Source organism: Mycolicibacterium sichuanense (assembly GCF_033741125.1).
Lineage (GTDB): Bacteria > Actinomycetota > Actinomycetes > Mycobacteriales > Mycobacteriaceae > Mycobacterium.
In genome coordinates, this window is the sequence record NZ_JAWQPU010000001.1 from 1,169,847 (window position 1) to 1,194,741 (window position 24,895).

23 protein-coding genes are annotated in these 24,895 nt (G+C 68.8%); 15 read left to right on the forward strand and 8 right to left on the reverse strand.

Features of this window, described 5'->3' with window-relative positions; translation table 11 throughout:
- Window positions 1-3: 3 nt before the first annotated feature.
- The gene (locus SBI80_RS05690; RefSeq protein WP_413232634.1) at window positions 4-1,101 is read right to left on the reverse strand and encodes an iron-siderophore ABC transporter substrate-binding protein; all 1,098 of its coding nucleotides are present in this window, start codon (window positions 1,099-1,101) and stop codon (window positions 4-6) included.
- Window positions 1,102-1,304: 203 nt separating this feature from the next.
- On the opposite strand from SBI80_RS05690, the gene ctaD reads away from it, so the two are divergent.
- Both ctaD and serB read left to right on the forward strand, forming a co-directional pair.
- Window positions 1,305-3,050 (forward strand): aa3-type cytochrome oxidase subunit I, encoded by a 1,746-nt coding sequence (gene ctaD, locus SBI80_RS05695; protein WP_318973415.1) that lies wholly within the window; start codon window positions 1,305-1,307, stop codon window positions 3,048-3,050.
- A gap of 39 nt (window positions 3,051-3,089) precedes the next feature.
- A complete protein-coding gene (gene serB, locus SBI80_RS05700) occupies window positions 3,090-4,334 on the forward strand; it encodes a phosphoserine phosphatase SerB (protein WP_318973416.1) in 1,245 nt (414 codons plus the stop codon).
- A gap of 20 nt (window positions 4,335-4,354) precedes the next feature.
- Here the strand turns inward: serB and yczR are convergent, their stop codons facing one another.
- On the reverse strand, window positions 4,355-5,809 hold the full coding sequence (gene yczR / locus SBI80_RS05705; protein ID WP_318973417.1) for a MocR-like transcription factor YczR: 1,455 nt from the start codon (window positions 5,807-5,809) through the stop codon (window positions 4,355-4,357).
- A 63-nt stretch (window positions 5,810-5,872) separates the two neighbouring features.
- On the opposite strand from yczR, the gene SBI80_RS05710 reads away from it, so the two are divergent.
- The 8 genes from SBI80_RS05710 to SBI80_RS05745 all read left to right on the forward strand — a co-directional run bounded on the left by SBI80_RS05710 (window position 5,873) and on the right by SBI80_RS05745 (window position 12,124).
- Window positions 5,873-6,037 (forward strand): hypothetical protein, encoded by a 165-nt coding sequence (locus SBI80_RS05710; RefSeq protein ID WP_318973418.1) that lies wholly within the window; start codon window positions 5,873-5,875, stop codon window positions 6,035-6,037.
- Between the two features lie 38 nt (window positions 6,038-6,075).
- Window positions 6,076-6,777 carry a membrane protein YczE gene (yczE, locus tag SBI80_RS05715; protein WP_489685599.1) on the forward strand — a complete coding sequence of 234 codons (702 nt, stop codon included), beginning with the start codon at window positions 6,076-6,078 and terminating at the stop codon, window positions 6,775-6,777.
- Complete coding sequence (locus SBI80_RS05720) at window positions 6,702-7,577, forward strand: ABC transporter ATP-binding protein (RefSeq protein ID WP_413232635.1); 876 nt, start codon at window positions 6,702-6,704, stop codon at window positions 7,575-7,577. The genes yczE and SBI80_RS05720 overlap by 76 nt, the downstream gene beginning before the upstream one ends.
- 47 nt (window positions 7,578-7,624) lie before the next feature.
- A complete protein-coding gene (locus SBI80_RS05725; RefSeq protein WP_318973714.1) occupies window positions 7,625-8,407 on the forward strand; it encodes an NUDIX hydrolase in 783 nt (260 codons plus the stop codon).
- Window positions 8,404-9,051 (forward strand): enoyl-CoA hydratase, encoded by a 648-nt coding sequence (locus tag SBI80_RS05730; RefSeq protein ID WP_318973419.1) that lies wholly within the window; start codon window positions 8,404-8,406, stop codon window positions 9,049-9,051. The genes SBI80_RS05725 and SBI80_RS05730 overlap by 4 nt, the downstream gene beginning before the upstream one ends.
- 56 nt (window positions 9,052-9,107) lie before the next feature.
- On the forward strand, window positions 9,108-10,181 hold the full coding sequence (locus SBI80_RS05735) for a class I SAM-dependent methyltransferase (RefSeq protein WP_318973420.1): 1,074 nt from the start codon (window positions 9,108-9,110) through the stop codon (window positions 10,179-10,181).
- Between the two features lie 51 nt (window positions 10,182-10,232).
- The gene (locus SBI80_RS05740; RefSeq protein ID WP_318973715.1) at window positions 10,233-11,360 is read left to right on the forward strand and encodes a THUMP-like domain-containing protein; all 1,128 of its coding nucleotides are present in this window, start codon (window positions 10,233-10,235) and stop codon (window positions 11,358-11,360) included.
- 62 nt (window positions 11,361-11,422) lie between these two features.
- A complete protein-coding gene (locus tag SBI80_RS05745) occupies window positions 11,423-12,124 on the forward strand; it encodes an esterase (protein WP_318973421.1) in 702 nt (233 codons plus the stop codon).
- 1 nt (window position 12,125) lies between these two features.
- On the opposite strand, the gene SBI80_RS05750 is transcribed toward SBI80_RS05745, so the two are convergent.
- Window positions 12,126-13,427, reverse strand: coding sequence for a BamB-related PQQ repeat family beta-propellar protein (locus SBI80_RS05750; RefSeq protein WP_318973422.1), 1,302 nt, complete (start codon window positions 13,425-13,427; stop codon window positions 12,126-12,128).
- A gap of 91 nt (window positions 13,428-13,518) precedes the next feature.
- Between SBI80_RS05750 and SBI80_RS05755 the strand changes: the two genes are divergently transcribed.
- Window positions 13,519-14,256 carry an acyltransferase gene (locus SBI80_RS05755; protein ID WP_318973423.1) on the forward strand — a complete coding sequence of 246 codons (738 nt, stop codon included), beginning with the start codon at window positions 13,519-13,521 and terminating at the stop codon, window positions 14,254-14,256.
- A 113-nt stretch (window positions 14,257-14,369) separates the two neighbouring features.
- Here the strand turns inward: SBI80_RS05755 and SBI80_RS05760 are convergent, their stop codons facing one another.
- The 3 genes from SBI80_RS05760 to SBI80_RS05770 form a co-directional block, all read right to left on the reverse strand.
- Window positions 14,370-15,617 (reverse strand): glycosyltransferase family 4 protein, encoded by a 1,248-nt coding sequence (locus SBI80_RS05760; protein ID WP_318973424.1) that lies wholly within the window; start codon window positions 15,615-15,617, stop codon window positions 14,370-14,372.
- 99 nt (window positions 15,618-15,716) lie between these two features.
- On the reverse strand, window positions 15,717-17,288 hold the full coding sequence (locus tag SBI80_RS05765; RefSeq protein ID WP_318973425.1) for a 1,4-alpha-glucan branching protein domain-containing protein: 1,572 nt from the start codon (window positions 17,286-17,288) through the stop codon (window positions 15,717-15,719).
- Entirely contained in the window at window positions 17,285-18,073 is a 789-nt protein-coding gene (locus SBI80_RS05770; protein WP_318973426.1) for a class I SAM-dependent methyltransferase, read from the reverse strand. Before SBI80_RS05770 ends, SBI80_RS05765 begins: the two co-directional genes overlap by 4 nt.
- A 208-nt stretch (window positions 18,074-18,281) precedes the next feature.
- Between SBI80_RS05770 and SBI80_RS05775 the strand changes: the two genes are divergently transcribed.
- Window positions 18,282-19,076 (forward strand): electron transfer flavoprotein subunit beta/FixA family protein, encoded by a 795-nt coding sequence (locus tag SBI80_RS05775; RefSeq protein ID WP_318973427.1) that lies wholly within the window; start codon window positions 18,282-18,284, stop codon window positions 19,074-19,076.
- Between the two features lie 62 nt (window positions 19,077-19,138).
- On the forward strand, window positions 19,139-20,095 hold the full coding sequence (locus SBI80_RS05780; protein WP_318973428.1) for an electron transfer flavoprotein subunit alpha/FixB family protein: 957 nt from the start codon (window positions 19,139-19,141) through the stop codon (window positions 20,093-20,095).
- A gap of 80 nt (window positions 20,096-20,175) precedes the next feature.
- Here SBI80_RS05780 and SBI80_RS05785 read toward each other — a convergent pair whose 3' ends face one another.
- The gene (locus SBI80_RS05785) at window positions 20,176-20,544 is read right to left on the reverse strand and encodes a histone-like nucleoid-structuring protein Lsr2 (protein ID WP_318973429.1); all 369 of its coding nucleotides are present in this window, start codon (window positions 20,542-20,544) and stop codon (window positions 20,176-20,178) included.
- 428 nt (window positions 20,545-20,972) lie between these two features.
- Here SBI80_RS05785 and SBI80_RS05790 point away from each other — a divergent pair, with 428 nt between their 5' ends.
- Together SBI80_RS05790 and SBI80_RS05795 are read left to right on the forward strand one after the other, a co-directional pair.
- The gene (locus SBI80_RS05790) at window positions 20,973-22,457 is read left to right on the forward strand and encodes an FGGY-family carbohydrate kinase (RefSeq protein WP_318973430.1); all 1,485 of its coding nucleotides are present in this window, start codon (window positions 20,973-20,975) and stop codon (window positions 22,455-22,457) included.
- A 47-nt stretch (window positions 22,458-22,504) separates the two neighbouring features.
- On the forward strand, window positions 22,505-23,923 hold the full coding sequence (locus tag SBI80_RS05795; protein WP_318973431.1) for an HNH endonuclease signature motif containing protein: 1,419 nt from the start codon (window positions 22,505-22,507) through the stop codon (window positions 23,921-23,923).
- On the opposite strand, the gene SBI80_RS05800 is transcribed toward SBI80_RS05795, so the two are convergent.
- Window positions 23,839-24,831 carry an Lrp/AsnC family transcriptional regulator gene (locus SBI80_RS05800; RefSeq protein ID WP_318973432.1) on the reverse strand — a complete coding sequence of 331 codons (993 nt, stop codon included), beginning with the start codon at window positions 24,829-24,831 and terminating at the stop codon, window positions 23,839-23,841. The two genes, SBI80_RS05795 and SBI80_RS05800, sit on opposite strands and share 85 nt — an antisense overlap.
- Between the last annotated feature and the right edge of the window lie 64 nt (window positions 24,832-24,895).

Sequence of the window (24,895 nt, forward strand, 5' to 3'; positions counted from 1 at the left end):
GGGTCAGTTGATCGGCGCGTTGATCAGTCGCAGGTCATCGAGCATGCCGCGGGCGGCGACGATGCCCTCACCGGTCTGCCACACCTCGTCGTTGACGATGAACACCCGGTTGTCGCGAACCGCCGACAACTTCTTCCAAGCGTCACTCTCGAGCACGGTGCGCGCGCGGTCCTTGGCAGCGGCCGAGGCGAACGACAGATAGACGATGTCGCCGTCGGCGGCCGAGAAGTCCGTCGACTTGGATACCTCCGAGGTGCCGACCTCTTCGTAGGGCTTGTCCTTGAACCGCTGGGCGGCGGGCCGGTCCGCGCCGACGGCACCGAGCACACTGGCGGGGAAGTCGTCCGTGCCGAAGATCCGCAAGGTGTTCTCGGTCAGCTGCACCACCGACACCTGGTAGTGGGTGGCGTCGCTGTCGGCGCCGGTCTTGTCGGCGGCTTGCTCGAAACCGTCGATCAACCCGTTGGCGGCGTCCGCCCGCCCGGTCGCCGCACCGACCGTGCGCAGATCGTCCTGCCATCCGGGACCGGGCGCACCGGTGAACACGGTCGGCGCGATCGCCGACAGCTCGCCGTACGCCTCGGGAGTCAACGCCTGTGAGCCGAGGATGAGGTCGGGGTTGGCGGCCTTGATCGCCGCGATGTCGGGTGCCGAGCGCGTGCCGGCGGGTGCAATGGCGTGTACGACCGCGCCGAGGTACGACGGTTGGCTCGACGACCCGTCGGGCAGCGCGGCGGCCACGATGCGCGACTGCAGGCCCAGAGCGCACAGCCCGTCGAGTTGGTCGCCGGAGAGCACGACGATGCGCTGCGGGTCGGCGGGTACCTCGGACGTACCCGCCGCATGGCGAACCTCGCGCGTCGGCGGCCCGTCGTCGAGGCGGGCCGGATCCTGGGCGCAGGATTCGTCGGGACGGCGCTGATTGCCCAGCACGCCGGCGCCCGCGATGCTCGTAGTGCTGGTCACGATGGACTGCTCGGCACCCGGATTGGCCGGCCGGCTCGCCGAACCGCCGCAGCCGGTGGCCAAGGTCACCATCAGGGCGGTGGTGGTCGCCGCCGCGGCAGCGATCGGACCCACCCGCGAGCTAAGAAATGGCACGTCGCCGACGGTACCAATCGGGTGGCCCGCGGCGCGCCCACCCCAAGGCGCGCCAGGCGGTCCGGGGCTGGTGGGACGCCCTGCGCTGGCAGGTTCTTACCAATTACGACAGTTTGTAGGACCCATGGCACTTGACGCCGCGGCGGGGGATAAGATTACCGACGAGCCCGCGGGCCCGTCCCGTCGAACTTTTGGAGGACCTGTTGGTAGCCGAAGCGCCCCCAATCGGAGAACTCGAGGCACGTCGCCCGTTCCCGGCCCGGCTGGGCCCCAAGGGCAACCTCATCTACAAGCTGGTGACCACCACCGATCACAAACTGATCGGCATCATGTACTGCGTCGCCTGCTTCGCGTTCTTCCTCATCGGTGGATTGATGGCGCTGTTGATGCGCGCCGAGCTCGCCCTGCCGGGGCTGCAGTTCCTGTCCAACGAGCAGTACAACCAGCTGTTCACCATGCACGGCACGGTGATGCTGCTGTTCTACGCGACCCCGATCGTGTTCGGCTTCGCCAACCTGGTGCTGCCGCTGCAGATCGGCGCGCCCGACGTGGCCTTCCCGCGTCTGAACGCGTTCTCCTTCTGGCTCTTCCTGTTCGGCGCGCTGATCGCCATCGCCGGCTTCATCACCCCCGGTGGCGCGGCCGACTTCGGCTGGACGGCGTACTCGCCGCTGACCGACGCCATCCACTCGCCCGGCGCGGGTGGTGACCTGTGGATCATGGGCCTGGCGGTCGGCGGTCTCGGCACCATCCTCGGTGGCGTCAACATGATCACCACCGTGGTCTGCATGCGAGCCCCGGGCATGACGATGTTCCGGATGCCGATCTTCACCTGGAACATCCTGGTCACCTCGATCCTGGTGCTGCTGGCGTTCCCGCTGCTGACCGCCGCGCTGTTCGGACTGGCCGCCGACCGGCACCTCGGGGCGCACGTCTACGACCCGGCCAACGGTGGTGTGCTGCTGTGGCAGCACCTGTTCTGGTTCTTCGGTCACCCCGAGGTGTACATCATCGCGCTGCCGTTCTTCGGGATCGTCAGTGAGATCTTCCCGGTGTTCAGCCGCAAGCCGATCTTCGGCTACACCACGCTGATCTACGCCACGCTCTCGATCGCCGCGCTGTCGGTGGCGGTGTGGGCGCACCACATGTACGCCACCGGCGCGGTGCTGCTGCCCTTCTTCAGCTTCATGACGTTCCTCATCGCCGTCCCGACGGGCATCAAGTTCTTCAACTGGATCGGCACGATGTGGAAGGGGCAGTTGACCTTCGAGACGCCGATGCTGTTCTCGGTGGGCTTCCTGGTCACCTTCCTGCTCGGCGGCCTGTCCGGCGTGCTGCTGGCCAGCCCGCCGCTGGACTTCCACGTCACCGACAGCTACTTCGTCATCGCGCACTTCCACTACGTGCTGTTCGGCACCATCGTGTTCGCCACCTACGCGGGCATCTACTTCTGGTTCCCGAAGATGACCGGCCGGCTGCTCGACGAGCGCCTTGGCAAGTTGCACTTCTGGCTGACGTTCATCGGCTTTCACACCACCTTCCTGGTGCAGCACTGGCTGGGTGACGAGGGCATGCCGCGCCGCTACGCCGACTACCTGCCCTCGGATGGGTTCACCACGCTCAACGTGGTGTCGACGATCGGTGCCTTCATCCTCGGCATCTCCACGATCCCGTTCCTGTGGAACGTGTTCAAGAGCTGGCGCTACGGCGAGCCCGTCGTGGTCGACGATCCGTGGGGCTACGGCAACTCGCTGGAGTGGGCGACGTCCTGCCCGCCGCCGCGGCACAACTTCACCGAGCTGCCCCGGATCCGTTCGGAGCGACCGGCGTTCGAGCTGCACTACCCGCACATGGTCGACCGGATGCGCGCCGAGGCCCACGTCGGCCGAGCGCACGGACCCGAAGACGGAGACGTCACTCGGATCGATGGCGAGCACGTCCGCACCTGACCGGCAGTCGTACGGAGTGAACTCCTCAAGGGTGGCGGTGTGACCGACACGTCGCGAGAACGGTCATCGGTGTTGATCACCGTCACCGGAGTCGACCAGCCAGGTGTCACCTCGGCGCTGTTCGAGGTGCTGTCTCGGCACAAGGTCGAGCTGCTCAACGTCGAACAGGTGGTCATCCGCAATCGCCTGACGCTCGGCGTGCTAGTCGCCGGCCCCGATGACGTCGCAGGCGGCACCGCGCTGCGCGACGAGGTCACCGCGGCGATCCACGGCGTCGGGCTCGACGTCACGATCGAACGCAGCGACGACCTACCGGTTCTCGGTGAACCGTCCACGCATTCGATCGTGGTGCTCGGCCGGCCCATCACCGCCGAGGCGTTCGGCGTCGTGGCCAGGGAAGTCGCGGCTCTCGGCGTCAACATCGACTTCATCCGCGGCGTGTCGGACTACCCCGTGACCGGGCTCGAGCTGCGGGTCTCGGTGCCGCCGGGGGCCGCCTACGGTCAGCTGCAGACGGCGTTGGCGAGGGTCGCGGTCGCCGAGGGCGTCGACATCGCACTGGAGGATTACAGCCTGTCGCGACGGGCCAAACGGCTCATCGTGTTCGACGTCGACTCGACCCTGATCCAGGGCGAGGTCATCGAGATGCTGGCCGAGCGGGCCGGCGCGCTGGCCGCGGTCGCCGAGGTCACCGAAGCCGCGATGCGGGGCGAGCTGGACTTCGCCGAGTCGCTGCACAAGCGGGTGGCTACCCTGGCCGGGTTGCCCGCCGACGTGCTCGAAGAGGTCGCCGACCAGATCGAGTTGACGCCGGGTGCGCGGACGACGATCCGGACGCTGCGCCGCCTCGGTTTTCACTGCGGCATCGTCTCCGGCGGCTTCCGCCAGGTGATCGAGCCGCTGGCCCACGAGCTGATGATGGACTTCGTGGCGGCCAACGAGCTGGAGATCGTCGACGGCAAGCTCACCGGCCGCGTGGTTGGCAACGTCGTCGACCGGCCGGGGAAGGCCAAGGCGCTGAGGGACTTCGCGCAGCAGGCCGGGGTGCCGATGGAGCAGACCGTTGCCGTCGGTGACGGTGCCAACGACATCGACATGCTGGCGGCCGCTGGCCTGGGCGTGGCGTTCAACGCCAAACCCGCCCTGCGCGAGGTCGCCGACGCGTCGTTGAACCACCCCTACCTCGACACCGTGTTGTTCATCCTCGGCGTGACTCGCGGGGAGATCGAAGCGGCCGACGCTGTCGACGGCACGTTGCGCCGCGTGGACATCCCCGACGCCTGACCAGCCCCGTCCCAACAGGGTCACACCACCACGGCACCGACCTCTGCCGCCGTGGCGCCGGCCCCGGTGACACTGCGCCAGGCCCTCGCCAGCAATTCGATTGCCTCGGTGAGCCGTTCGTCGGGCAGCGTATAGGGAATCCTGATGAACCGCTCGAGGGTGCCGTCCACGCCGAATCGGGGTCCCGGCGGTATCTCCAGACCCAGTCGGGACGCCGCTGCCGAGAGCGCACTGCTCATCGGTGCCGGCAGCCGCACCCACAGTGACATTCCGCCCTTGCTTGGCGTGGGTTGCCAGTCGGGCAGGTGTTCGTCCAGCAGCGACAGCAGCAACGCTCGCCGCGCTCGCAGGGTTTCCCGGCGGTCGGGCAACAGATCGTCGGCGACGTCGAGAAGCCTTGCCGCAGCCAGCTGTTCCAGGATGGGCGTGCCCATGTCGACGGCAGGGCGCATGGCGCCGATGGTGGTCAGCGCACTGCGCTCGGCGCGGATCCACCCGATGCGCAGCCCACCCCAGAATGACTTGGACATCGAGCCAACCGTCAGCACGAGTTCGCGGCGCGCGGTCATCGAGGCGGCCAGCGGCGGCGGCACCTCTTCGTCGAGCCACATGTCGGTGATCGTCTCGTCGATGATGGTGCGGGTGCGGGTCTCGGCGATGATCTGCGCGAGTCGGCGGCGGCCCGCCGGCGGCAGCGTCATTCCGGTCGGGTTCTGGTTGTCCGGCACGAGGTACGCCAGGCTGGGGGATAGCTGGCGCACCGCCGCGTCGACCGCGTCCAGCTCCCACCCGTCGTGCGTCATCGCGACTGACACTGGTCGAATTCCCTTGGTGGCCATGGCCGCGAGGGCTCCGTGATAGGTGGGCTGCTCGACCAGGACACGGTCCCCGGGCTGGGTGTAGGTGGCGAGGACGAGCCCGATCGCATGCAGCGCGCCCGTCGTCACCACGATCTGCTCGGGTTCGGTCGGAAGTCCACGGGCGCAATATCTTTCGGCGATCGCTTCGCGCAGCGGCGGCACGCCGACGAGCTCGATGCCGATGTCGTGCAGGTAGGGCGTGACCTGTTCGGCTGCCTCGACGAACGCTTGAGAGACCGCGACCGCCGGTGCCGCGAGCGTGGCGGCGGCGAGGTTCGCCGAGGCGGTACCGACCAGGGAGGGGGCGGGAGTGGAGGTGGTGACCGGCAGCGCAGTCGTGCTGCGAGCGCCCCGGCGGGCGCTGAGAAAGCCGTCGTCGCGCAGCTGTGCATAGGCCGAGGTGACGGTGGTGCGTGAGACGTGCAGGGCCTCGGACAGCGCTCGCTCGCTGGGCAGCTGCGCACCGACGGGAAGCCGGCCGTCCACGATCAGCATCCGCAGGCCGTCGGACAACCCCTGGTAGGCCGGCCCACTCCGACTGGACGTCCGCCAGTTGCCCAATTCCTTGGCGAGGAGGTCCACATCGAGTCGTCGCCCCGCCAGTTCTACGCTCATTGGTGCCACTTTGCCTGAACTGGCTATTGATGGCAAGGCCAGTCGGTCGGCACCATCTGAGTCATGGCACAACACTGGACCTCCCGGGTGGCTCGCAAGACGAGCGACCTGGCCCGCGTCTTCCGCAACTCACCCCGGATCGGCGACTTCGTCGCGGAGGACGCCGACGTCCGTCGGACGCGGGCCGAACTGGACGCCATCCGCGCACGCTTCCCGGATCACGCGTGACCCGCGCGACGGCCTACTCCAGGAGGTCCGTCGGTGCGGTGTTCGCCTCAGGCGGTGCACTTCTCGTCGGCCTGGTGGGCTATGGCCTTTCGATGGCCGTCATGGTGCGGGCGGGTCTGGGCCTCGACCCCTGGGACGTGTTCCACCAGGGCCTGGCCGGTCGCACCGGCATGACCATCGGCGTGGCGTCCGGCGTCGTCGGCGCCGTGGTGCTGCTGGCCTGGATCCCGCTGCGCAACCGCCCCGGGATCGGCACCGTCGCCAACGTCGTCGTCATCGCCGTCACGGTGGATGCTGGACTGGCCTTGCTTCCCGAGTCAACTGGACTGCCCGTGCGCATCGCGATGATGCTCGGCGCCGTCCTACTCAACGCGGTGAGCACCGTGCTCTACATCGGGGCGGGCCTCGGGCCCGGCCCGCGCGACGGCCTGATGACCGGACTGGTCGCCCGCACCGGACTGTCGGTCAGGTTGGTGCGCACGTCCATCGAGGGCACCGTGCTGACGGTCGGCTGGCTGCTGGGCGGCAGCGTCGGCGTCGGGACGGTGGTCTACGCCCTTGGCATCGGCCCGCTGGTCCAGCTGATCTTGAAGCTGACCCCGGCGCGATGGCTCGCCGTGAGCGGGTGGGCGTTCACCGAACCCCGCCTGACTACGATGGGCGAGTGCCAGCTGCCGGCCCCACCGATCCAGACGACCGTGTCGACCCGGAATCCGACGGAGTCGACCCAGACCTGCTGATCGACTTCGCCAGGGTCACCCTGCGGCGCGGCGGCAAGACCCTCGTCGGCCCCATCACGTGGGCGGTCGAGCTCGACGAACGCTGGGTCGTCATCGGGCCCAACGGCGCCGGGAAGACGTCGCTGCTGCGCATCGCGGCCGCGATGGAGCACCCGTCATCGGGAACGGCCTACGTCCTCGGCGAACGGCTCGGCAAGACCGACATGGCCGAGCTGCGATCCAGGGTCGGGCTCAGCTCTTCAGCGCTGTCGCAGCGCGTGCCCGAGGGAGAGCTGGTCAAGGACCTGGTGGTCTCGGCGGGGTACGCGGTGCTGGGGCGCTGGCGGGAACGCTACGACGACGTCGACTACGAACAAGCCGTCGACATGCTGGAAAGCGTTGGCGCCGAACACCTCTCGGATCGAACCTACGAGACCCTGTCCGAGGGGGAGCGCAAGCGCGTGCTGATCGCCCGGTCGCTGATGACCGACCCGGAGCTGCTGCTGCTCGACGAACCGGCCGCCGGCCTCGACCTTGGTGGCCGCGAGGAGCTGGTGGCGCGACTGGCCGATCTGGCCGCCGACCCCGACGCGCCGGCGACTGTGCTGGTCACCCACCACGTCGAGGAGATCCCGCCGGGATTCAGCCACTGCCTGATCCTCGCGGAGGGCAAGGTCGTCGACTCGGGTCTGCTCACCGACGTGCTCACATCGGACAATCTGTCCAAGGCGTTTGGTCAATCGATCGCACTGGAGATCATCGACGGGCGCTACTTCGCCCGGCGAACCCGCAGCCGCGCGGCGCACAGGAGGGCCAAGTGACCAACCCCGCCGAGGGACCGTTGACCCCGCGACCGGCCGCCACGGTGATGCTCGTGCGCGACGTGCCCGCCGGTGCGTCGTCGAGCATCGAGGTGTTCCTGATGCGCCGCCATGCCGCCATGGAGTTCGCGGCCGGCGTGATGGTGTTCCCCGGCGGTGGCGTCGACGACCGTGACCGCAACGCCGACATCGGGTGGTTCGGGCCGGAACCGTCGTGGTGGGCGCAGCGGCTCGGCGTCGACACCGACCTCGCCGTCGCACTGGTGTGCGCGGCCGCCCGCGAGACGTTCGAGGAGTCCGGCGTGTTGTTCGCCGGGCCGGCCGACGATCCCGACGGCATCGTCGGCGACGCGTCGATCCATGGCGACGCGCGGGCAGCGCTGGCCAGCGGTTCGCTGTCCTTCGCCGACTTCCTGCGCGACGAGAAGCTGGTGCTGCGGTCGGACCTGCTGCGGCCGTGGGCCAACTGGGTCACGCCCAAGGAGGAACGCACCCGCCGCTACGACACCTACTTCTTCGTCGGCGCGCTTCCCGAGGGCCAGCGGGCCGACGGCGAGAACACCGAGACCGACCGCGCGTTCTGGAGCACGCCGCGACAGGGACTGGACGACTTCGCGCAGGGCCGCACCTTCCTGCTCCCGCCGACCTGGTCGCAGCTGGACTCCCTCGATGGACGCACCGTCGCCGAGGTGCTCGCGCTCGAGCGGGAGATCGTCACCGTCGAACCGAATCTCACCACCGGGGAGGGCCGGTGGGAGATCGAGTTCTTCGACAGCGAGCGCTATAACGCCGCCAGGAGGAGTCGCTCCGCCGAGGGCAGCACTCCTTGAACGAGTTCATCAGCGCGCACGTCGACGGCGGCATCGGCACCCTGGTGCTGTCCCGCCCGCCGACCAACGCGATGACGCGGCAGACCTACCGGGAAATCACCTCGACCGCCGCCGATCTCGGGGCTCGGGACGACGTCGCCGCCGTGATCGTCTTCGGCGGCCACGAGATCTTCTCGGTGGGTGACGACGAGCCCGAGCTGCGCACGCTCGACGCCGCGGGCCTCGCCGTCGCCGCGCAGGTGCGACTGACCGCCGTGGACGCCGTCGCCGCCATCCCCAAGCCCACGGTCGCCGCCGTCACCGGATACGCGCTCGGCAGCGGACTGACGCTGGCGCTGGCCGCGGACTGGCGCATCGGCGGTGACAACGTCAAGTGGGGTGCGACCCAGATCCTCGAGGGGCGGGCTCCTGGCGAACTCGAGGCGCAGCGGCTGGCCCGCACGGTCGGCGACGCCAAGGCCAAGGAGCTCGCGTTCAGCGGCCGGTTCGCCGGTGCCGAGGAAGCGCTGCGATTGGGGCTGGTCGACGAGCTGGTCGCCCCCGATCACGTCTACGACTCGGCGGTGGCCTGGGCCCGGCGATTCGTCGACGTCCCGGCGCCGGCGCTGGCCGCAGCGAAGGCCGCGTTCATCAGCGCGCGATGACCATCGCGGGCCGCTGGCCCGCCGGTGCCGAAACGGCGCCCGTTAGGCTGCCCTTCATGACGAGTACAGACCGCGAGGGGGCTGCCCCTGCATCCGACGTCGCCGCCGGGGCGGCTACCGGACCCGACGTCGCCGCCGGGGCGGCTACCGGACCCGACGTCGCCGCCGGGGCGGCTCCGGTCCCCAACCCGCACGCCACCGCCGAGCAGGTCGAGGCGGCCCGCCACGACACCAAGCTGGCCCAGGTGCTCTATCACGACTGGGAAGCCGAGACCTACGACGACAAGTGGTCCATCTCGTACGACCAGCGCTGCATCGACTACGCCAGGGGCCGCTTCGACGCGATCGTTCCCGACGAGGTCCAGCGTGAGCTGCCCTACGACCGCGCTCTCGAGCTGGGCTGTGGCACCGGGTTCTTCCTGCTCAACCTGATCCAGGCCGGCGTGGCGCGCCGTGGTTCGGTGACCGACCTGTCGCCGGGCATGGTGAAGGTGGCAGTCCGCAACGGTCAGGGCCTCGGCCTGGACGTCGACGGCCGGGTCGCCGACGCCGAGGGCATCCCGTACGACGACGACACCTTCGATCTGGTCGTCGGCCACGCGGTGCTGCACCACATCCCCGACGTCGAACTGTCGCTGCGCGAAGTCGTGCGGGTGCTCAAGCCAGGCGGCCGGTTCGTCTTCGCCGGCGAACCCACGACGACCGGCAACGTCTACGCGCGCAACCTGTCGACCCTGACCTGGCGGGTGGCCACCAACGTCACGAAGCTGCCGGGACTGCAGGACTGGCGGCGTCCGCAGGAGGAACTCGACGAGTCGTCGCGCGCGGCGGCGCTGGAGGCGGTCGTTGATCTGCACACCTTCGAGCCCAGCGACCTGGAGCGGATGGCCACCAATGCGGGTGCGGTCGACGTGCGCACCGCGAGCGAGGAATTCACCGCGGCGATGCTCGGCTGGCCCATCCGGACGTTCGAGGCGTCGGTGCCGCCGGGGCGATTGGGCTGGGGTTGGGCCAAGTTCGCGTTCAACAGCTGGACGACGCTGAGCTGGGTCGACGCCAACGTGTGGCGCAAGGTGGTGCCGAAGGGCTGGTTCTACAACGTGATGGTCACCGGGGTAAAACCGTCCTGAGTGGTGCACTTCACGCTCGACGACGTCGGCTACCTGGGTAGCGCCGATGGCATGCTCGCCCTGGCCGCCGTCGGGCAGCTGACGCTGACCGGTGCCAGCCAAATCGCCGACATCGCTTCGGCCCGTGCCCAATTCGGTGAGCGGGCGCCGGCGTTGATCGAGACGACGCTGTTGCGCCGCCGGGCCGCGGCCAAGCTGCCCGACGCGTCGGGATGGCTGTTCACCCCGGAGGCCCTCGAGCAGGCCACCGCGGCGGAGGTGGCCGCCCACCGTGCCACGCGGTTGGCCGGACGGGCCGTGCACGACGTGACCTGTTCGGTGGGAACCGAACTCGTCGCGCTGCGCGGGCACGCCGACCTGGTCGTCGGCAGCGACGTCGACGAGGTCCGCCTCGCGATGGCGCGGCACAACGTGGCGCGCGAGGACGCCGAGGTGCTGCTCTGCCGGGCAGACGCCCTCGTACCGGTGACCCGCGGCACCACCGTGATCGCCGATCCCGCCCGGCGCAGCGGGGGACGTCGCACGTTCGACCCCCGCGACTACACGCCCGCGCTCGACGATCTGCTCGCGGCGTACGCCGGCCGCGATCTCGTCGTGAAGTGCGCTCCCGGAATCGATTTCGACCAGGTGCGACGACTCGGTTTCGCCGGTGAGATCGAGGTGACGTCGTTGGGCGGCGGCGTCCGCGAAGCCTGCCTGTGGTCCGCCGGCCTGGCCGAGCCGGGCGTGACGCGCCGGGCCAGCATCCTGGACCGGGCCGAACGGATCACCGATGCCGAGCCGGACGACTGCCCCGTTGCGCCCGTCGGCCGGTGGATCGTCGACCCGGATGGCGCCGTGGTCCGGGCCGGGCTGGTGCGCCACTACGGCGCCAGGCACCGGTTGTGGCAGCTCGACCCGGCCATCGCCTATCTCTCCGGTGACGAATTGCCGCCCGGGGTACGGGGTTTCGAGGTCATCGCCGAGCTCGCCTTCGCCGAGCGGACCCTGCGCCGCGAGATGGCGGCACGTGACGTCGGCGCGCTGGAGATCCTGGTGCGCGGCGTGTCGGTCGATCCGGACGCGCTGCGGTCCCGGCTGCGGCTGAAGGGTTCGCAACGACTGTCGCTCGTCATCACCAGGATCGGGGCCGGCGGTGCCAGCCGGTCGGTGGCCTACGTCTGCCGACCGTCCCGGTGACCTCGCGGGTAGTGTGGCGTCGGCGGCGCCGGTGCCGCGTCGACCCGAAGGATGCTCCACAGATGCGCATGTCCAAGCTTGCCGTGGCCGTGTCGGCGGTCGCGACGCTCGGTTGGTCCGGCGTGGGGGTCGCTGCCGCGGCGCCAGCGCCACCCAAGTGCACCGACCTCGGTGGGGTCGTCGACGCCAACCAGATCTGCCAGATCCAGGCCTCCGACCCCGGGTACTCGCTGACCATCGGCTACCCCGTCGACTACCCGGACGCGCAGGCCGTCTTCGACTACGTCAAGGAGACGCGGGACGGATTCCTCAACGTGGCCAAGACGCCGGACTTCCGGACGATGCCCTACGAACTCGACACCACCGAGACCGAGTTCAGCTCGTCGGTCCCGCCGCACGGTACCCAGAGTGTCGTCTTCAAGACCTACCAGGGAGTCGGTGGTGCGCACCCGAGCACGTTCTACAAGGCGTTCAACTGGGATCAGGGCCTGCGCAAGCCCATCACGATCGACACCCTCTTCCGCAAAGGCACCGCGCCGTTCCCCGTCATCTTCCCCCTGGTGCAGGCCGAGGTGAACAAGCAACTGGGACAACCGGTGACGATGACGCAGGAAGCCGGCCTCGATCCCGCGAGCTATCAGAACTTCGCCATCACCAACGACTCCCTGATCTTCTTCTTCAGCCAGGGGGACGTGCTGCCCGAGGCGGCAGGCGCGCTGCAGGTGGCGATCCCGCGCGGGCCCGTCGACGCGATGATCGCCTGAGTCAGGCCGGCGCGAAGCCGAATACCCGGCCGTCGCTGGTCGCGGTGACCACCCGGCGGTCGTGGCCGATCGACACCCCGACCGGATAGCCCGTCGCTCCCGGCAGTGGGTAGGTGTTGAGGGTATGGCCGTCGGTCGGGTCGAACACCAGCAGTTCCATGCCGTCCCCGGCCCGCGTCACGGTGTAGGCCGCCGCACTGCCCGCCAGGCTCGCACTCGACAACGGCTCGACGTCGTCGCGGGTCCACGCGACCTTTGCGTGGTCACCGGCGTCCTCGACCGCGGTCAGCCTGGTGTCCGGTCCGCCGCCGGAGACGATCCGCCCGTCCGGCGTGATCGACGGGGGAGTCTGTGGCTGGAAGTTCAACGGCACCGACCACTTGGGCTTGCCGTCCGCGGTGTTCAGCGCCCACAGGTGACCGTCGCGGCCGTTGACGTAGAGCGTGTTGCCGTCCGCCGACAGCACGGGGCTGCCGATGGGTCCGCCGCCGACCGCCGTGCTCGTCCAGTCCGTCGTCAGCAGCGGCGTCTGGCCGGGCCGGTAGCGCAGACCGACGACCTCGGGAGCTTCGGCGTCGGGCTTCCACAGCGTGGTCACGACGATCCCGGTGGCCGCCGAGAACGCTGGCGCTGCCGCGACCGGGCACCGCGGTCTGCCCTGCTGGCAGTCGGCGAGGCCGCGCTGCGAGTCGGTGGGATCGAGACCCTCCACCAGGTCCAGCGCAGTGCCGACGACGTTGCCGCGGTGGGCGTCGTACACAAGCACCTGACCGAGGTGGGTGATGACGAGCAGTTGGCCCGCCGAGAGCAGGCGAGGGGTCGTCGGCAGACCGATGACCGGGTTGCGCCAGCGAATCCACTGCGTCGACGGGAACGACATGATCGCCCCGGGTTGCCCGACGTAAAGGTTGTCGAAGCCGTCGATGAGCGGACTCGACGTGCCACCGCCCTGCCACAGCCGGCTGCACCACCGCTGGCGGGCTCTGTTGTCGTTCTCCCACACCATCAGCGAGCAACCGCCCGCGGTTTGGGCGTTGACCGCCAGGTAGCTGCCGGAGCCAAGGGCTACCTGCGACTCGACGGTGCCCTTCACCGAGCGGATCCAGTCCAACCGCAGGGTGCGCGCTCCGTCGACGGCGGTGTAGCTGCTGTTGGCCGCATCGCCGTACTGGGCCGACCAGCCGTCCGCAGGGTGGGCGTCCACCCAGGTGTCGGTATTGCCGCAGGCGCTCGCGAAGAACGTGGTGACCACCGCGGCGGTCACCGCTGCCACGCGGCGCAGGGTCATGGCTGGAGCAGGCATCGAGTCCCGAGACTATCCCGAGCCTCCCGTCGCGGGTGTGAGCGCAACGACACGGCAGTTCGACGACCGCGCTGAAGTAGGCTGTCCGGCCATGACCACGATGTGGGGCGCCCCGATTCACCAGCGTTGGCGGGGCTCGAGATTGCGCGACCCGAGGCAGGCCAGGTTCCTGACCAAGGAGTCGTTGAAGTGGGTGCTCGCAAACAAGGCGTACTCGCCGTGGTACCTGGTGCGGTACTTCCGGTTGCTGAAGTTCAAGCTCGCAAACCCGCACATCATCACCCGCGGCATGGTGTTCCTCGGCAAGGGCGTCGAGATCCAGGCGACCCCCGAGCTCTCGACCATGGAGATCGGTCGCTGGGTGCACATCGGCGACAAGAACACCATCCGGTGCCACGAGGGGTCGCTGCGCATCGGTGACAAGGTCGTCCTCGGTCGCGACAACGTCATCAATACCTACCTCGACATCGAGCTGGGGGACTCGGTGTTGATGGCGGACTGGTGCTACGTGTGCGACTTCGACCACAAGATGGACAGCGTCGAGCTGCCCATCAAGGACCAGGGCATCATCAAGGGCCCGGTTCGGATCGGGCCGGACACCTGGGTGGCCGCCAAGGTGACGGTGCTGCGCGGGACCTCGGTTGGGCGTGGTTGCGTGCTTGGTGCCCACGCCGTGGTCAAGGGGGAGATCCCCGATTACTCCATCGCGGTCGGGGCGCCGGCCAAGGTGGTCAAGAACCGCAAGCTCGCCTGGGAGACCTCGGCCGCCGAGCGCGCCGAGCTGGCCGCCGCCCTCGCCGACATCGAACGCAAGAAGGCCTCGCGCTAGCCCCTGCTCTGCCGGCGAGCGTGCCTGTCTTCGGGCGACACGCCGCCGAGGAATCGCACTTCGCGCAGGCTCGTCGCGTCTGCCGTGAAACGTGGCGAAACAGGCCGAGGAGGTCAGCCGCGGTCGGGCAGGGCATGCTCGACGATCGCCCTGCGGGCGTGCGGTTCACGCTCGCGGCGCTTGGCGGCGAGGTAGACCTGCGCGGTCTCGGCGGCGACGGTGTGCCAGTCGAAGTCCGAGTTGAGGCGTTTACGGGCCGCAGTGGCGCGGTGCTGCGCGGCGGCGGGATCATCGAGCACCGCACGCACGGCGGCTGCCAGCGCAACGACGTCCCGCGGCGGAAAGGACGTTCCGGTCTCACCGTCGATCACCGCTTCGCCGAGCCCGCCGACGTTGGAGGTCACCAGCGGGGCGCCGGTAGCGGCGGCCTCCAGCGCGACGATGCCGAATGGTTCGTAGTGGCTGGGCAGCACGGCGGCGTCGCAAGCGTGCAGCAGGGCGACCAGCTGGTCGTGATCGACGCGGCCTGCGAAGCGAACAGCCTTGAACACCTTGTGCTTTCGCGCCTGCTCGACGAGCCAGTCCTGTTGAGTGCCGTCACCGGCGATGGTCAGGGTGGTGCCCGGGTGGGCGCGCCGGATTCGGGGGAGGGCGGCGATCGCGTCGTGCACGCCCTTCTCGTACTCCAGGCGGCCCAGGTAGAGCAATTGGGGTGGACCGGGGTGAGGCTTGCGGCGCGCGTAGGGCCACAGGTGCGAGTCGATGCCGTTGCGGATGACCCTCGACTCGGCCAGCCCGGGGCCGAACAGTTCGGCGATCTCCTCGCCCATCGACGCCGAACACGTGATGAGCGAATCGGATTCGCGCGCTAGCCACGATTCCACGGCGTGCACCTGGCGGCTGATCTTGCCCGAGACCCAGCCCGAGTGCCGGCCGGCCTCGGTCGCGTGCATGGTGCAGACCAGCGGCACGTCGAAGTATTCGGCGAGGGCGATCGCCGGGTGGGCGACCAGCCAGTCGTGGGCGTGCACGACGTCGGGCCGCCACGGCGTGCCCGAGCGCCTGTTCCGCACCGTCAGTCCGGCGCGAATCATGGAGTGCCCCATGGCCAGTGTCCAGGCCATCATGTCGGTGCCGAACTCGAACTCGTGCGGGTCCTGTGCGGCGGCGATCACCCGCACGCCCTCGCTGACGTCGTCGGTGGAGGGGTGTGTGCTCGGGTCGGTGCCGGCCGGACGCCGACTCAGGACGACGACCTCGTGACCCGCCGCCGCGAGCGCGGTGGCCAGATGATGGACGTGCCGTCCGAGTCCGCCGATGACCACCGGCGGGTACTCCCACGACACCATCAGGATCTTCACGTCACGACCGCCTGCAGAGGATCGCGAGCGTGCGCGAAGTGGCATCGATGATTGGCGTGTCGTCTGCAGACACGCCCGCTCGCGGCAGGGGCGAGGCGGTCATCGAGGCAACCGCCTGGCATCCAGCGCGCCGAACAGTCCGTCGGCGCGGTTCCAGTTGCCGGCCAGCTGTTCGGCCTGCTGGCGGCGGCCCGCCGCGAGGGCGCCGGCGATCTCCCGCGTAGCGTGGGCGTGGACGTGGGCCCGGTAGCGGGCGTATTCGGCTGCGGTGTCCTTGCTGACCATGAACGGCCAATCGCTCGACACGGTCAGCAACGCCTCACGCAGGATCTGGTCGGCGACGGTGTCGCGAGGGATCGGTGCCCCGACGCTCACGTGCTGGCCAAGCGCCTTGTCGACGGTGGCGAGTGCGGTGTCGACCACTTCGTTGTTGAGTTGCACCAGATCGGCGACCCGCTCGCCGGACCACACCTGCCAGTCCTTGCCCGAACCCCAAGAGCTAGGCGGCAATTCGACTGCGGAGCCGACGAAGCCGTCGGTGATCGCATCCGAGAGCGTGCCCACCCGGATGCCGGCCTCGGGCAGGGCGCGCAGCACGCGCTCGAGCCATACCGGGCCCTCGTGCCACCAGTGCCCGAACAGTTCGGTGTCGAACGCGGCGACGACGTGGGCCGGACGGCCGAGCCGGTCGGACTCCGAGACCAGCCTGCGACGCACCGTGTCGACGAAGTCGGCGACGTGCAAGTCGACCGCGTGGTCGGCGCGCTCGGGTTCATACGGCGCCTTGTCCTGCGACGGCACGGCCCGCCCGGTCACGCGGGCGGGTTTGAGGCCCGTCAGGTGGTCGTAGGTATGGAAGTCGCGGTAGGCGGCGTGCCCGGGGTAGCCGGACTTCGGGGACCACACCCGGTAGCTGACCTTGAGGTCGCGACCGAAGGCGACGACGCCGGAGTCCGCGACGGGCCTGCCCAGCGCCGTGTCACCGTGCAATGACGGCCCGTCGACCATGAAGTGAGTGACACCCGCTGCGGCATAGTCGTTCTCGAGACCCGGGGCATATGCGCACTCCGGTGCCCAGATCCCGCCGGGGACGTGCGCGAAGCGCTGTCCCGCGTCGGCGAGGCCCTCGCGCAGCGCGAACTCCCGCAGTCGCGGATGTAGCAGCGGCTGGAACGGGTGCGCCAACGGGCCACCCAGTAGTTCGATCGTCTGGGCGTCGATGAGCTGGCGCAACGGGGGGCTGCCACCGTGGCGCCACGTCCCGGTGAACGTCTCGAGTGCCCGTCCGGCCTCTTCGTACTCGCGAATCCCGAAGGCGCGCAACGCCTCGGGTGCGGCGTACCCGGTGCCGGAGCCGCTGCGCTGGACGGCGGCCTCCTGCCCGCGCAGCTGCCAGTTCGCCAGCCAGTGGTGCATGCCGTCGAGGCAGTACGGGTCGTCGAGCTGGGCGGCGACCACCGGTGTCATGCCGAGGGTGAGCAGATGGCTGCGGCCCTCCTCGGACAGCCGCCGGAGCAGGCTCACCAGGGGCAGGTAGGCCGCCGACCACGACTGATACAGCCATTCCTCGCCGACGGGCCAGCGCCCGTGGTGTGCCAGCCAGGGCAGGTGGGTGTGCAGCACCAGGGTGAACAGCCCAGGTACGGGTTCACCGGCCCGCGAGACCGTCACGGCCGCACCGCGATGGCCACCAGATCGAGGCTGTCGTCGATGCTGGGGCCGCCGGTTCCTCCGGTCTGGATGAGGTCGAAGTCGGAGGTGGTGACCGATGCGACGTCGGCCAGCAGGTCACCGGGCCACGGGGCGTCGGCCAGTGCCCGCGCGATCTGCGCCTCGATGATCGAGCCGCCATGCTTGGCGTCCAGCGCCCGCAGGCCGGCGCCGTGGTAGACCCCCAGCATCGCCTCGACCACGAAGCCGGAGTCGGTGAGCAGCTCGGTGAGCTCGGCGGCATTCAATTCGCGGGTGTGGAACGGATTGATCGGGGTATCGCGGCCGGGGGAGAACGTGATGCGGTTGGGCGTCGACATCAGCAACACCCCGGACGGACGCAGCACGCGCGCGCACTCGTCGACGAATTGGCCCTGATCCCAGAGGTGTTCGATCACCTGGAAGTTGACCACGACGTCGACGGACTCGTCCTCGAGCGGGAGTTCGGCCAGGTTTCCCCGAACCATCTCGACCCGGGGATAGCGGGACTGGACGTGGGCCACGGCCGACTCGTCGTAGTCCAGGCCGACGACCCGGTTCGCCACCGTTGCGATGAGGTTGGCGCCGTATCCCTCACCGGCACCTGCCTCGAGCACGTCGCGTCCCGCGCATCGCTGCAGGAGGCGTTCGTAGACCACCTCGTGGCGGCGGAACCAGTAGTTCTCCTCGGCGAGTCCGGGCACCGTACGTTCCCCGGTGAGGGGAAGGACGTCGTCGGACGGTTCGGAACGAGAAAATGTGCTCATTGCCAACGCAGGCTAACCCAGCTATGGCGATTCTCACTCGTTCGGGATCGATTGAGATACCGACGGTGAGGGCAGAAGGTTAGACAAGACCAGCTATGGTGTTGCTGCGTACGGCTCCAAGTTACTGACTGGTAACGTGGAGTCACTTGCTTGAATCGTGATATGGGCAGGCCGGCAGAGGCCTCATCGAGGAGGACGAACCACACTCATGACGAACATCGTGGTCCTGATCAAACAGGTTCCTGACTACGAGGACCGTAAGCTCACCGACGGCGATTGGACGCTGGATCGGGCGGGCAGCGACCCGGTGCTGGACGAGATCAACGAGAAGGCCGTCGAGGTCGCGCTTCAGCTCAAGGAGAAGCACGCGGACGCCGACTACAACGTGGTCGTCCTCACTGCAGGCCCCGCTGGCGCCGAGACGTCGATCCGTCGCGCGCTCTCGATGGGCGCGGACTCGGCCTACCACCTCGCCGACGACGGCTTGGCCGGCTCGGATTTGGTGCAGACGTCGTGGGCGTTGGCCCGCGCGCTCGGCCAGATCGAGGACGTCGGTGTCGTCATCGCGGGCAACGAGACCTCCGACGGCGTCGGTGGCGCGGTGCCGGCCATCCTGGCCCAGTTCCTGGGCCTGCCGCAGCTGACCCACATGCGCAGCATCGACATCGCCGACGGCAAGATCACCGGTGAGCGCGAGACCGACGATGGCGTCTTCGGGCTCGAGGCTTCGCTGCCCGCCATCGTGAGCATCAGCGAGAAGATCGTCGACGACGCTCGGTTCCCGTCGTTCAAGGGCATCATGGCGGCCAAGAAGAAGCCGGTCGAGAGCCTGACTCTGGCCGGCATCGGCGTGGAGGGTGACGAGGTCGGCCTGGCCAACGCCGCCACGACCGCCATCTCGGCAGCGCCCAAGCCGCCGAAGTCGGCCGGCGAGAAGGTCACCGACGAGGGTGAGGGTGGCAAGCAGATCGCCGATTACCTGGTGGCGCAGAAGCTGCTCTGAGCGGTTTCGCGCTGTCTTGATCCTTCCCCATCCACATCTTTCCTAGAGAGCGACTAGAGGCAATGGCAGAAGTACTCGTGCTCGCCGAGCACGCTGAAGGCAAGTTGAAGAACGTGACGGCCGAGCTAATCACCGCGGCTCGCGCCCTTGGTGAGCCGTCCGCCGTCGTGATCGGTGCACCCGGCACGACCGAGAAGCTGGTCGACGGGCTCAAGGCCGCTGGAGCGGCCAAGATCTACTCCGCCGAATCCGACGTCGTGGAGCAGTATCTCGTCACCCCCAAGGTCGACGTGCTCAACGCCCTCGTCGAGCAGGTGTCGCCGGTGGCCGTGATCGTGGTCGCCAGCGCCGAGGGCAAGGAGATCGCCGGCCGGGTGGCCGCCGAGACCGGGTCCGGCCTTCTCGTCGACGTGATCGGCGTGAAGGAGGGCCCCGTCGGGATCCACTCCATCTTCGGTGGCGCCTACACCACCGAGTACAAGGCCGAGGGCGATGCGCCGGCCATCTCGATCCGTCCCGGTGCGGTCGAGGCCGAGCCGGTCGAGGGTGCCGGCGAGCTGGTCACCGTCGAGGTGCCCGCGCCGGCCGAGAACGCCACCAAGATCACCTCGCGTCAGCCCGCGCAGAAGAGCGCGCGTCCGGAGCTGACCGAGGCGAAGATCGTCGTGGCCGGTGGCCGCGGCGTGGGCAGCAAGGAGAACTTCGGCATCGTCGAGGAACTCGCGGATGCCTTCGGTGGCGCCGTCGGTGCCTCCCGGGCCGCCGTGGACTCCGGCTTCTACGAAGGCCAGTTCCAGGTGGGGCAGACGGGCAAGACCGTCTCGCCGCAGCTGTATGTGGCCCTTGGCATCTCGGGCGCGATCCAGCACCGAGCCGGAATGCAGACCTCCAAGACGATCGTGGCGGTCAACAAGGACGAAGAAGCGCCGATCTTCGAGATCTCCGACTACGGCATCGTGGGCGACCTGTTCAAGGTCACCCCGCAGCTCACCGACGCCGTGAAGACCCGCAAGGGCTGAGTCACCCGTCGACGCGAGAGCCCCGGCACACCTGGTGTGCCGGGGCTCTTTCGTGTTGGCGGAGTTCTTCGTTCGCCGGATCAGCGGCCGTTGGCCGACTCGTAGGCGCTGACCACGGAGGCGGGCACTCGGCCACGGGTGTTGACCGGGTGGCCGTTCTCGGTGGCCCACGCGCGGATCGTCGCGGTGTCCGCGGCGCCGGTGGGCTCGTGGCCGCTGGCGCCCCGCTGCCGGCGCGTGCTTGAGGCGGACGCACGTGGGACGGAGATCGTGCTGGCCGCCCCGATGAAGGGTGCCAGCGCCTTCTCGAACTTGGCGATGTTGGCGTCGCGGAGGTCGATGCAGTACTCGGTGCCGCGGAACGCGAACTCCACCGAACCGCCCTTGCCGTCCGCGATCTCGGTATGGTCCAGGTCGTCGATGAGTCGTTCGATGATGCGCTCGGCCATGGCAAATCCTTCGGTGGCGGTAAATTGCCGCAATGCTACAACGTGTTTTCGTCGAACAACGACGTCTTCACCGGAATTCCATATTGACGGTTGCGATGTAATTCGAGGTTTTCCAATCCCGCGGGTTGCTTGGCGTGCTCATTTTGGGCTTTCGGTGCCCAGCCGACGGATTCGGTTGCAGAAGAGGGTATTCGGCATCTCTACGGGCACGTTCAGCGTGCACGATTGCCGTGATGACATCGACCAGGCGGTTTCCTAGCTCGTTTCGCCGATGGTTTTCCCGGGATTCGTCGCGATCCGTTCGAGGGATTCGGGAAATTGGCTTCTGAGGAATTTTCCGGGGGTTCGAACCCATCGCCCGACTGGGTTCGGTCTCGCCATCGCGGTGAACCGTGCCGTCGGTCTCGGCGTGGACGTAGGGTTGCGCCGTGGATCTGCTTCTCGGAATCGACATGGGCACGGGGAGCACCAAGGGCGTCTTGGTGGACACCGCCGGCGTCGTACTCTCAGCGGCGACGATTCCACATTCGATGAGCCTGCCCCGCCCGGGCTGGGCGGAGGTGGACGCCGAGACGACGTGGTGGCGCGAGGTGTGCGAGATCGCCAACCAGCTCGCCGCTCAGGTGCCCGCCGGAGCGCGGATCGCCGCCATGTGCGTCAGCGGTGTCGGTCCATGCCTGGTGTTGTGCGACGACGCGCTGACGCCGCTGCGGCCAGCCATCCTCTACGGCGTCGACACCAGGGCGAAAGCCGAAATCGAGCTGCTAACCCAGGAATTCGGTGCCGAGGCGATCCTCGAGCGGGCGGGCACGCTGCTGTCCAGCCAAGCCGTCGGGCCCAAGCTGGAATGGGTACGCCGCCACGAGCCGGAGGTGTTCGAACGCGCCACCGGATGGTATGGCTCCAACTCCTACATCGCCGCCAAGCTGACCGGTGAGTACGCCATCGACCACCACACCGCCAGCCAGTGCGACCCGCTGTACGCGACGAGCGAGTTTGCGTGGAACATCGAGTGGGCCAAGCGAATCTGCGCCCATCTACCGCTGCCGCGGTTGGTCTGGCCAAGCGAAGTGGTCGGCACCGTGCACGCTGCGGCGGCCGCCGCGACCGGCCTTCCACAGGGCACTCCGGTGGTGGCGGGAACGGTCGATGCCTACGCTGAGGCGTTCTCGGTGGGCGTCCGCCACCCCGGTGACCAGATGCTGATGTACGGCTCGACGATGTTCCTGGTGCAGATCATCGAGGAGTACCACAGCGATCCCGCGCTCTGGACGACGGCGGGCATCGAGCACGGATCGCTGGCGCTGGCGGCCGGCACGTCGACGGCGGGCAGCATGATCGGGTGGCTGCAGACCGTCACCGGCGGCGCCTCGCTCGAGATTCTCAACGCCGAGGCGTCGGCCGTGCCGGCGGGCAGCGAGGGACTCATCGCCCTGCCGTACTTGGCGGGTGAGCGCACGCCGGTGTTCGACCCCGGCGCGCGTGGCCTGTTCGCCGGGCTGACGTTGCGGCACGGCCGGGGGCATCTGGTGCGGGCGGCCTACGAGGGCATCGGGTTCGGCGTCCGGCAGATCCTGGAGATGTTCGACGACGCCCATACGGGACGCCGGACGGTGGCGGTGGGCGGCGGCCTGCGCAGTCCCATCTGGGCCCAGGCGGTCAGCGACATCACCGGCCGCTCGCAACAGGTACCCGAACAGGCCATCGGTGCCAGTTACGGCGATGCGCTGATGGCCGCCATCGGCGTGGGACTGGTTGCACCGGAGACTGATTGGGCCAGAATCGAGCGCGAGATCGAACCCGATGCCGCCAATCGGAAGCTGTACGACGAGCTGTACGGCACCTGGCGCCGGCTCTACCCGGTGACCAGGGACCTGGTGCACGAGCTCGGTGAGATCGGCAGCCGAGACTAGCGAACGTGTGATCCGGGTTTGTCGGACCCGTCTGTGATGATGGTGGCATGTCCACGGCGGCAACGTCTTTGGCTCCGCAGGAGCGGTTGGAGGTGTTGTTCGCCGAGATGGAGGAACTCGCCGGGCAACGCAACGCCATCGACGGGCGGCTGGCGCAGATCGCCGCCGAGATCGACCGCGACGGGATCTGGGGCTCCACCGGCGCCCGCTCGGTGCCGGCGCTGGTGGCCTGGAAGTTGGGCATCTCCCCGCACAATGCGACCACGCTGGTGACGGTGGCGCGGCGACTGCACGAATTCCCCCGCCTGGCCGAAGCCACCGTCGAAGGCCGCCTCTCGCTGGATCAGATCGGGGTGATCGCCGCCGGGGCGGCATCGGGCTCCGACGATCACTACGCGGAGTTGGCGTCGGTGGCCACGGTGACCCAGTTGCGCACCGCGGTGAAACTGGAACCCAAGCCCGAACCCGGACCGCGCCCGAAACCGGAGCCGGAACGTTCCTTCATTCGGAGGGAGGGCGACGCGGGCACCACCTGGAAGATCACCCTGCCACCCGCTGAGGCGGCGGTGTTCGACGCCGCGGTGCAGTCCCACCACGACGCGCTGATCGCGCAATGGAAACGCGACCACGCCGACGGCAGCGACGATGCCGACGACCACGAGGGCGACGACCGCGATGCCGACGACCGCGATGCCGGCGGTGATGACGTTCGGGTGCCGCCGTTCCCGAACCGGGTCGATGCGTTCCTGGGCTTGGTGCAGGCCGGCTGGGACACCGACGTGGCCCAGCGCCCGCACGGGCAGCGGACCACCGTGATCGTGCATCTGGACGTGGAGAGCCGTTCGGCGGCCTGGCATCTGGGTGGCTTGCTCTCCGACGACGAACGCCGCCTGCTGCTGTGTGACACCACGTGTGAGGTCTGGTTCGAACGCCACGGCCGGGTCATCGGTGGGGGACGCGAGACCCGCCAAATCAGCCGCCGGCTACGCCGGGCGTTGGAGCACCGCGACCGCTGTTGTGTGGTCCCCGGGTGCGGTGCCACCCGTGGGTTGCATGCTCATCACGTGCGGCATTGGGAGGACGGCGGACCGACCGAGCTGGAGAATCTCGTTCTCGTCTGCCCGTACCACCACCGCCTGCATCACCGGGGTGGCATCACCATCGCCGGCACCGCCTACGAGCTGGTGGTGACCGACGCCGAGGGCACCCCGCTGACCAACGCCTCGCTGGCCCGGCCACCGACCACACCTCCGCCGGATGTCGCACCATGCCGCGGCCCGCTCGGGGAACGCGCCGACTGGTGGTGGTACGACCCCTACGAACCCACACCACCCGACGATGAGTCATCGCCCCCGGCGCCGCAGTCGGTTAGGCGCGCGGTTCACCCACGTGCGTGTACGAGTCGTCCGCGCAAGACCAGCGAGGCCGTCTGCTTGAGCCGGTGGGCACGGATGCTCAGGTCGTAGCTCCGGATGTGGTCGACTGCGGCGAACTTGCCGGCGAGATACCCGTAGAGGTGGTCGACGTCTCGGCAAATGGCGATGGCCATGAGGTTGTTACGGCCGCTGATCGCGGCCACGGAGGCGATCTCGGTGTGCGCCGCGAGTTGCCGCCCCACCTCGTCGAGGTGCGGAGGCGCAGTGGTGAGCCAAATCATCGCGTTGACGTCGAACCCGAGCCGTTGAGGCAGGACGTCGACGTCGTAGGTGAGGGTGCCAGCGGCCTCGAGGGCGGCGAGACGACGGGTTACCCGAGGGGTTGACCAGCCGGTGTGTTCGGCCAGCCGCGCGTGGGGTGCCCGACCGTCCTCGGCGAGCGCGTCGAAGAGTGGCTGATCAGCAGCAGTGGCGGGGGCGGGCCGAACGGTGGACGGAACGGTGTCCGACAGGTCCAGGATTCGGCGGGTCTGATCGGCATCCAGAGTGTGGCCGTACGCGGTCCACGGTTCGGTGGCCGGCTCGCCGAAGGTACGCAGCACCAGGTCGATGTCGAGATCGATCACCGACGTGGTGCGCGGTAGTCGCTGCAGCAGTCCGTCAGACCCCTCCGCAAGGGGGGCGCTGATGACGCAGACCAGTTCGCTCCAGCCCGACAGGATGTTGGCATGGGTGACTTCCGGCCGCCGGATGAGCGCCTCGGCGAGGCGCGGGATGTCGTCGGGCTTTGCGTGCACGCGGACCACCCACTGTGCACTGCCGTGCACCCGGGGGTCCAGCAAGCCGACGACGCGCAGCGCTCCGTCGCGCCGCAACCGGCGGTAGCGGCGGGCGACCGTTTGTTCCGGTGCTCCGACGGTGTCGGCGATCAACCGGAACGAGGCCCGGGGCGACAACTGCAGCGCGTGAATGACTTGGCCGTCGAGCGCATCGATCATGACGATCACACTACGTATCCGACGTATTGATGAGGATTCATTGCCATTAGCCGTCGATGAGTGG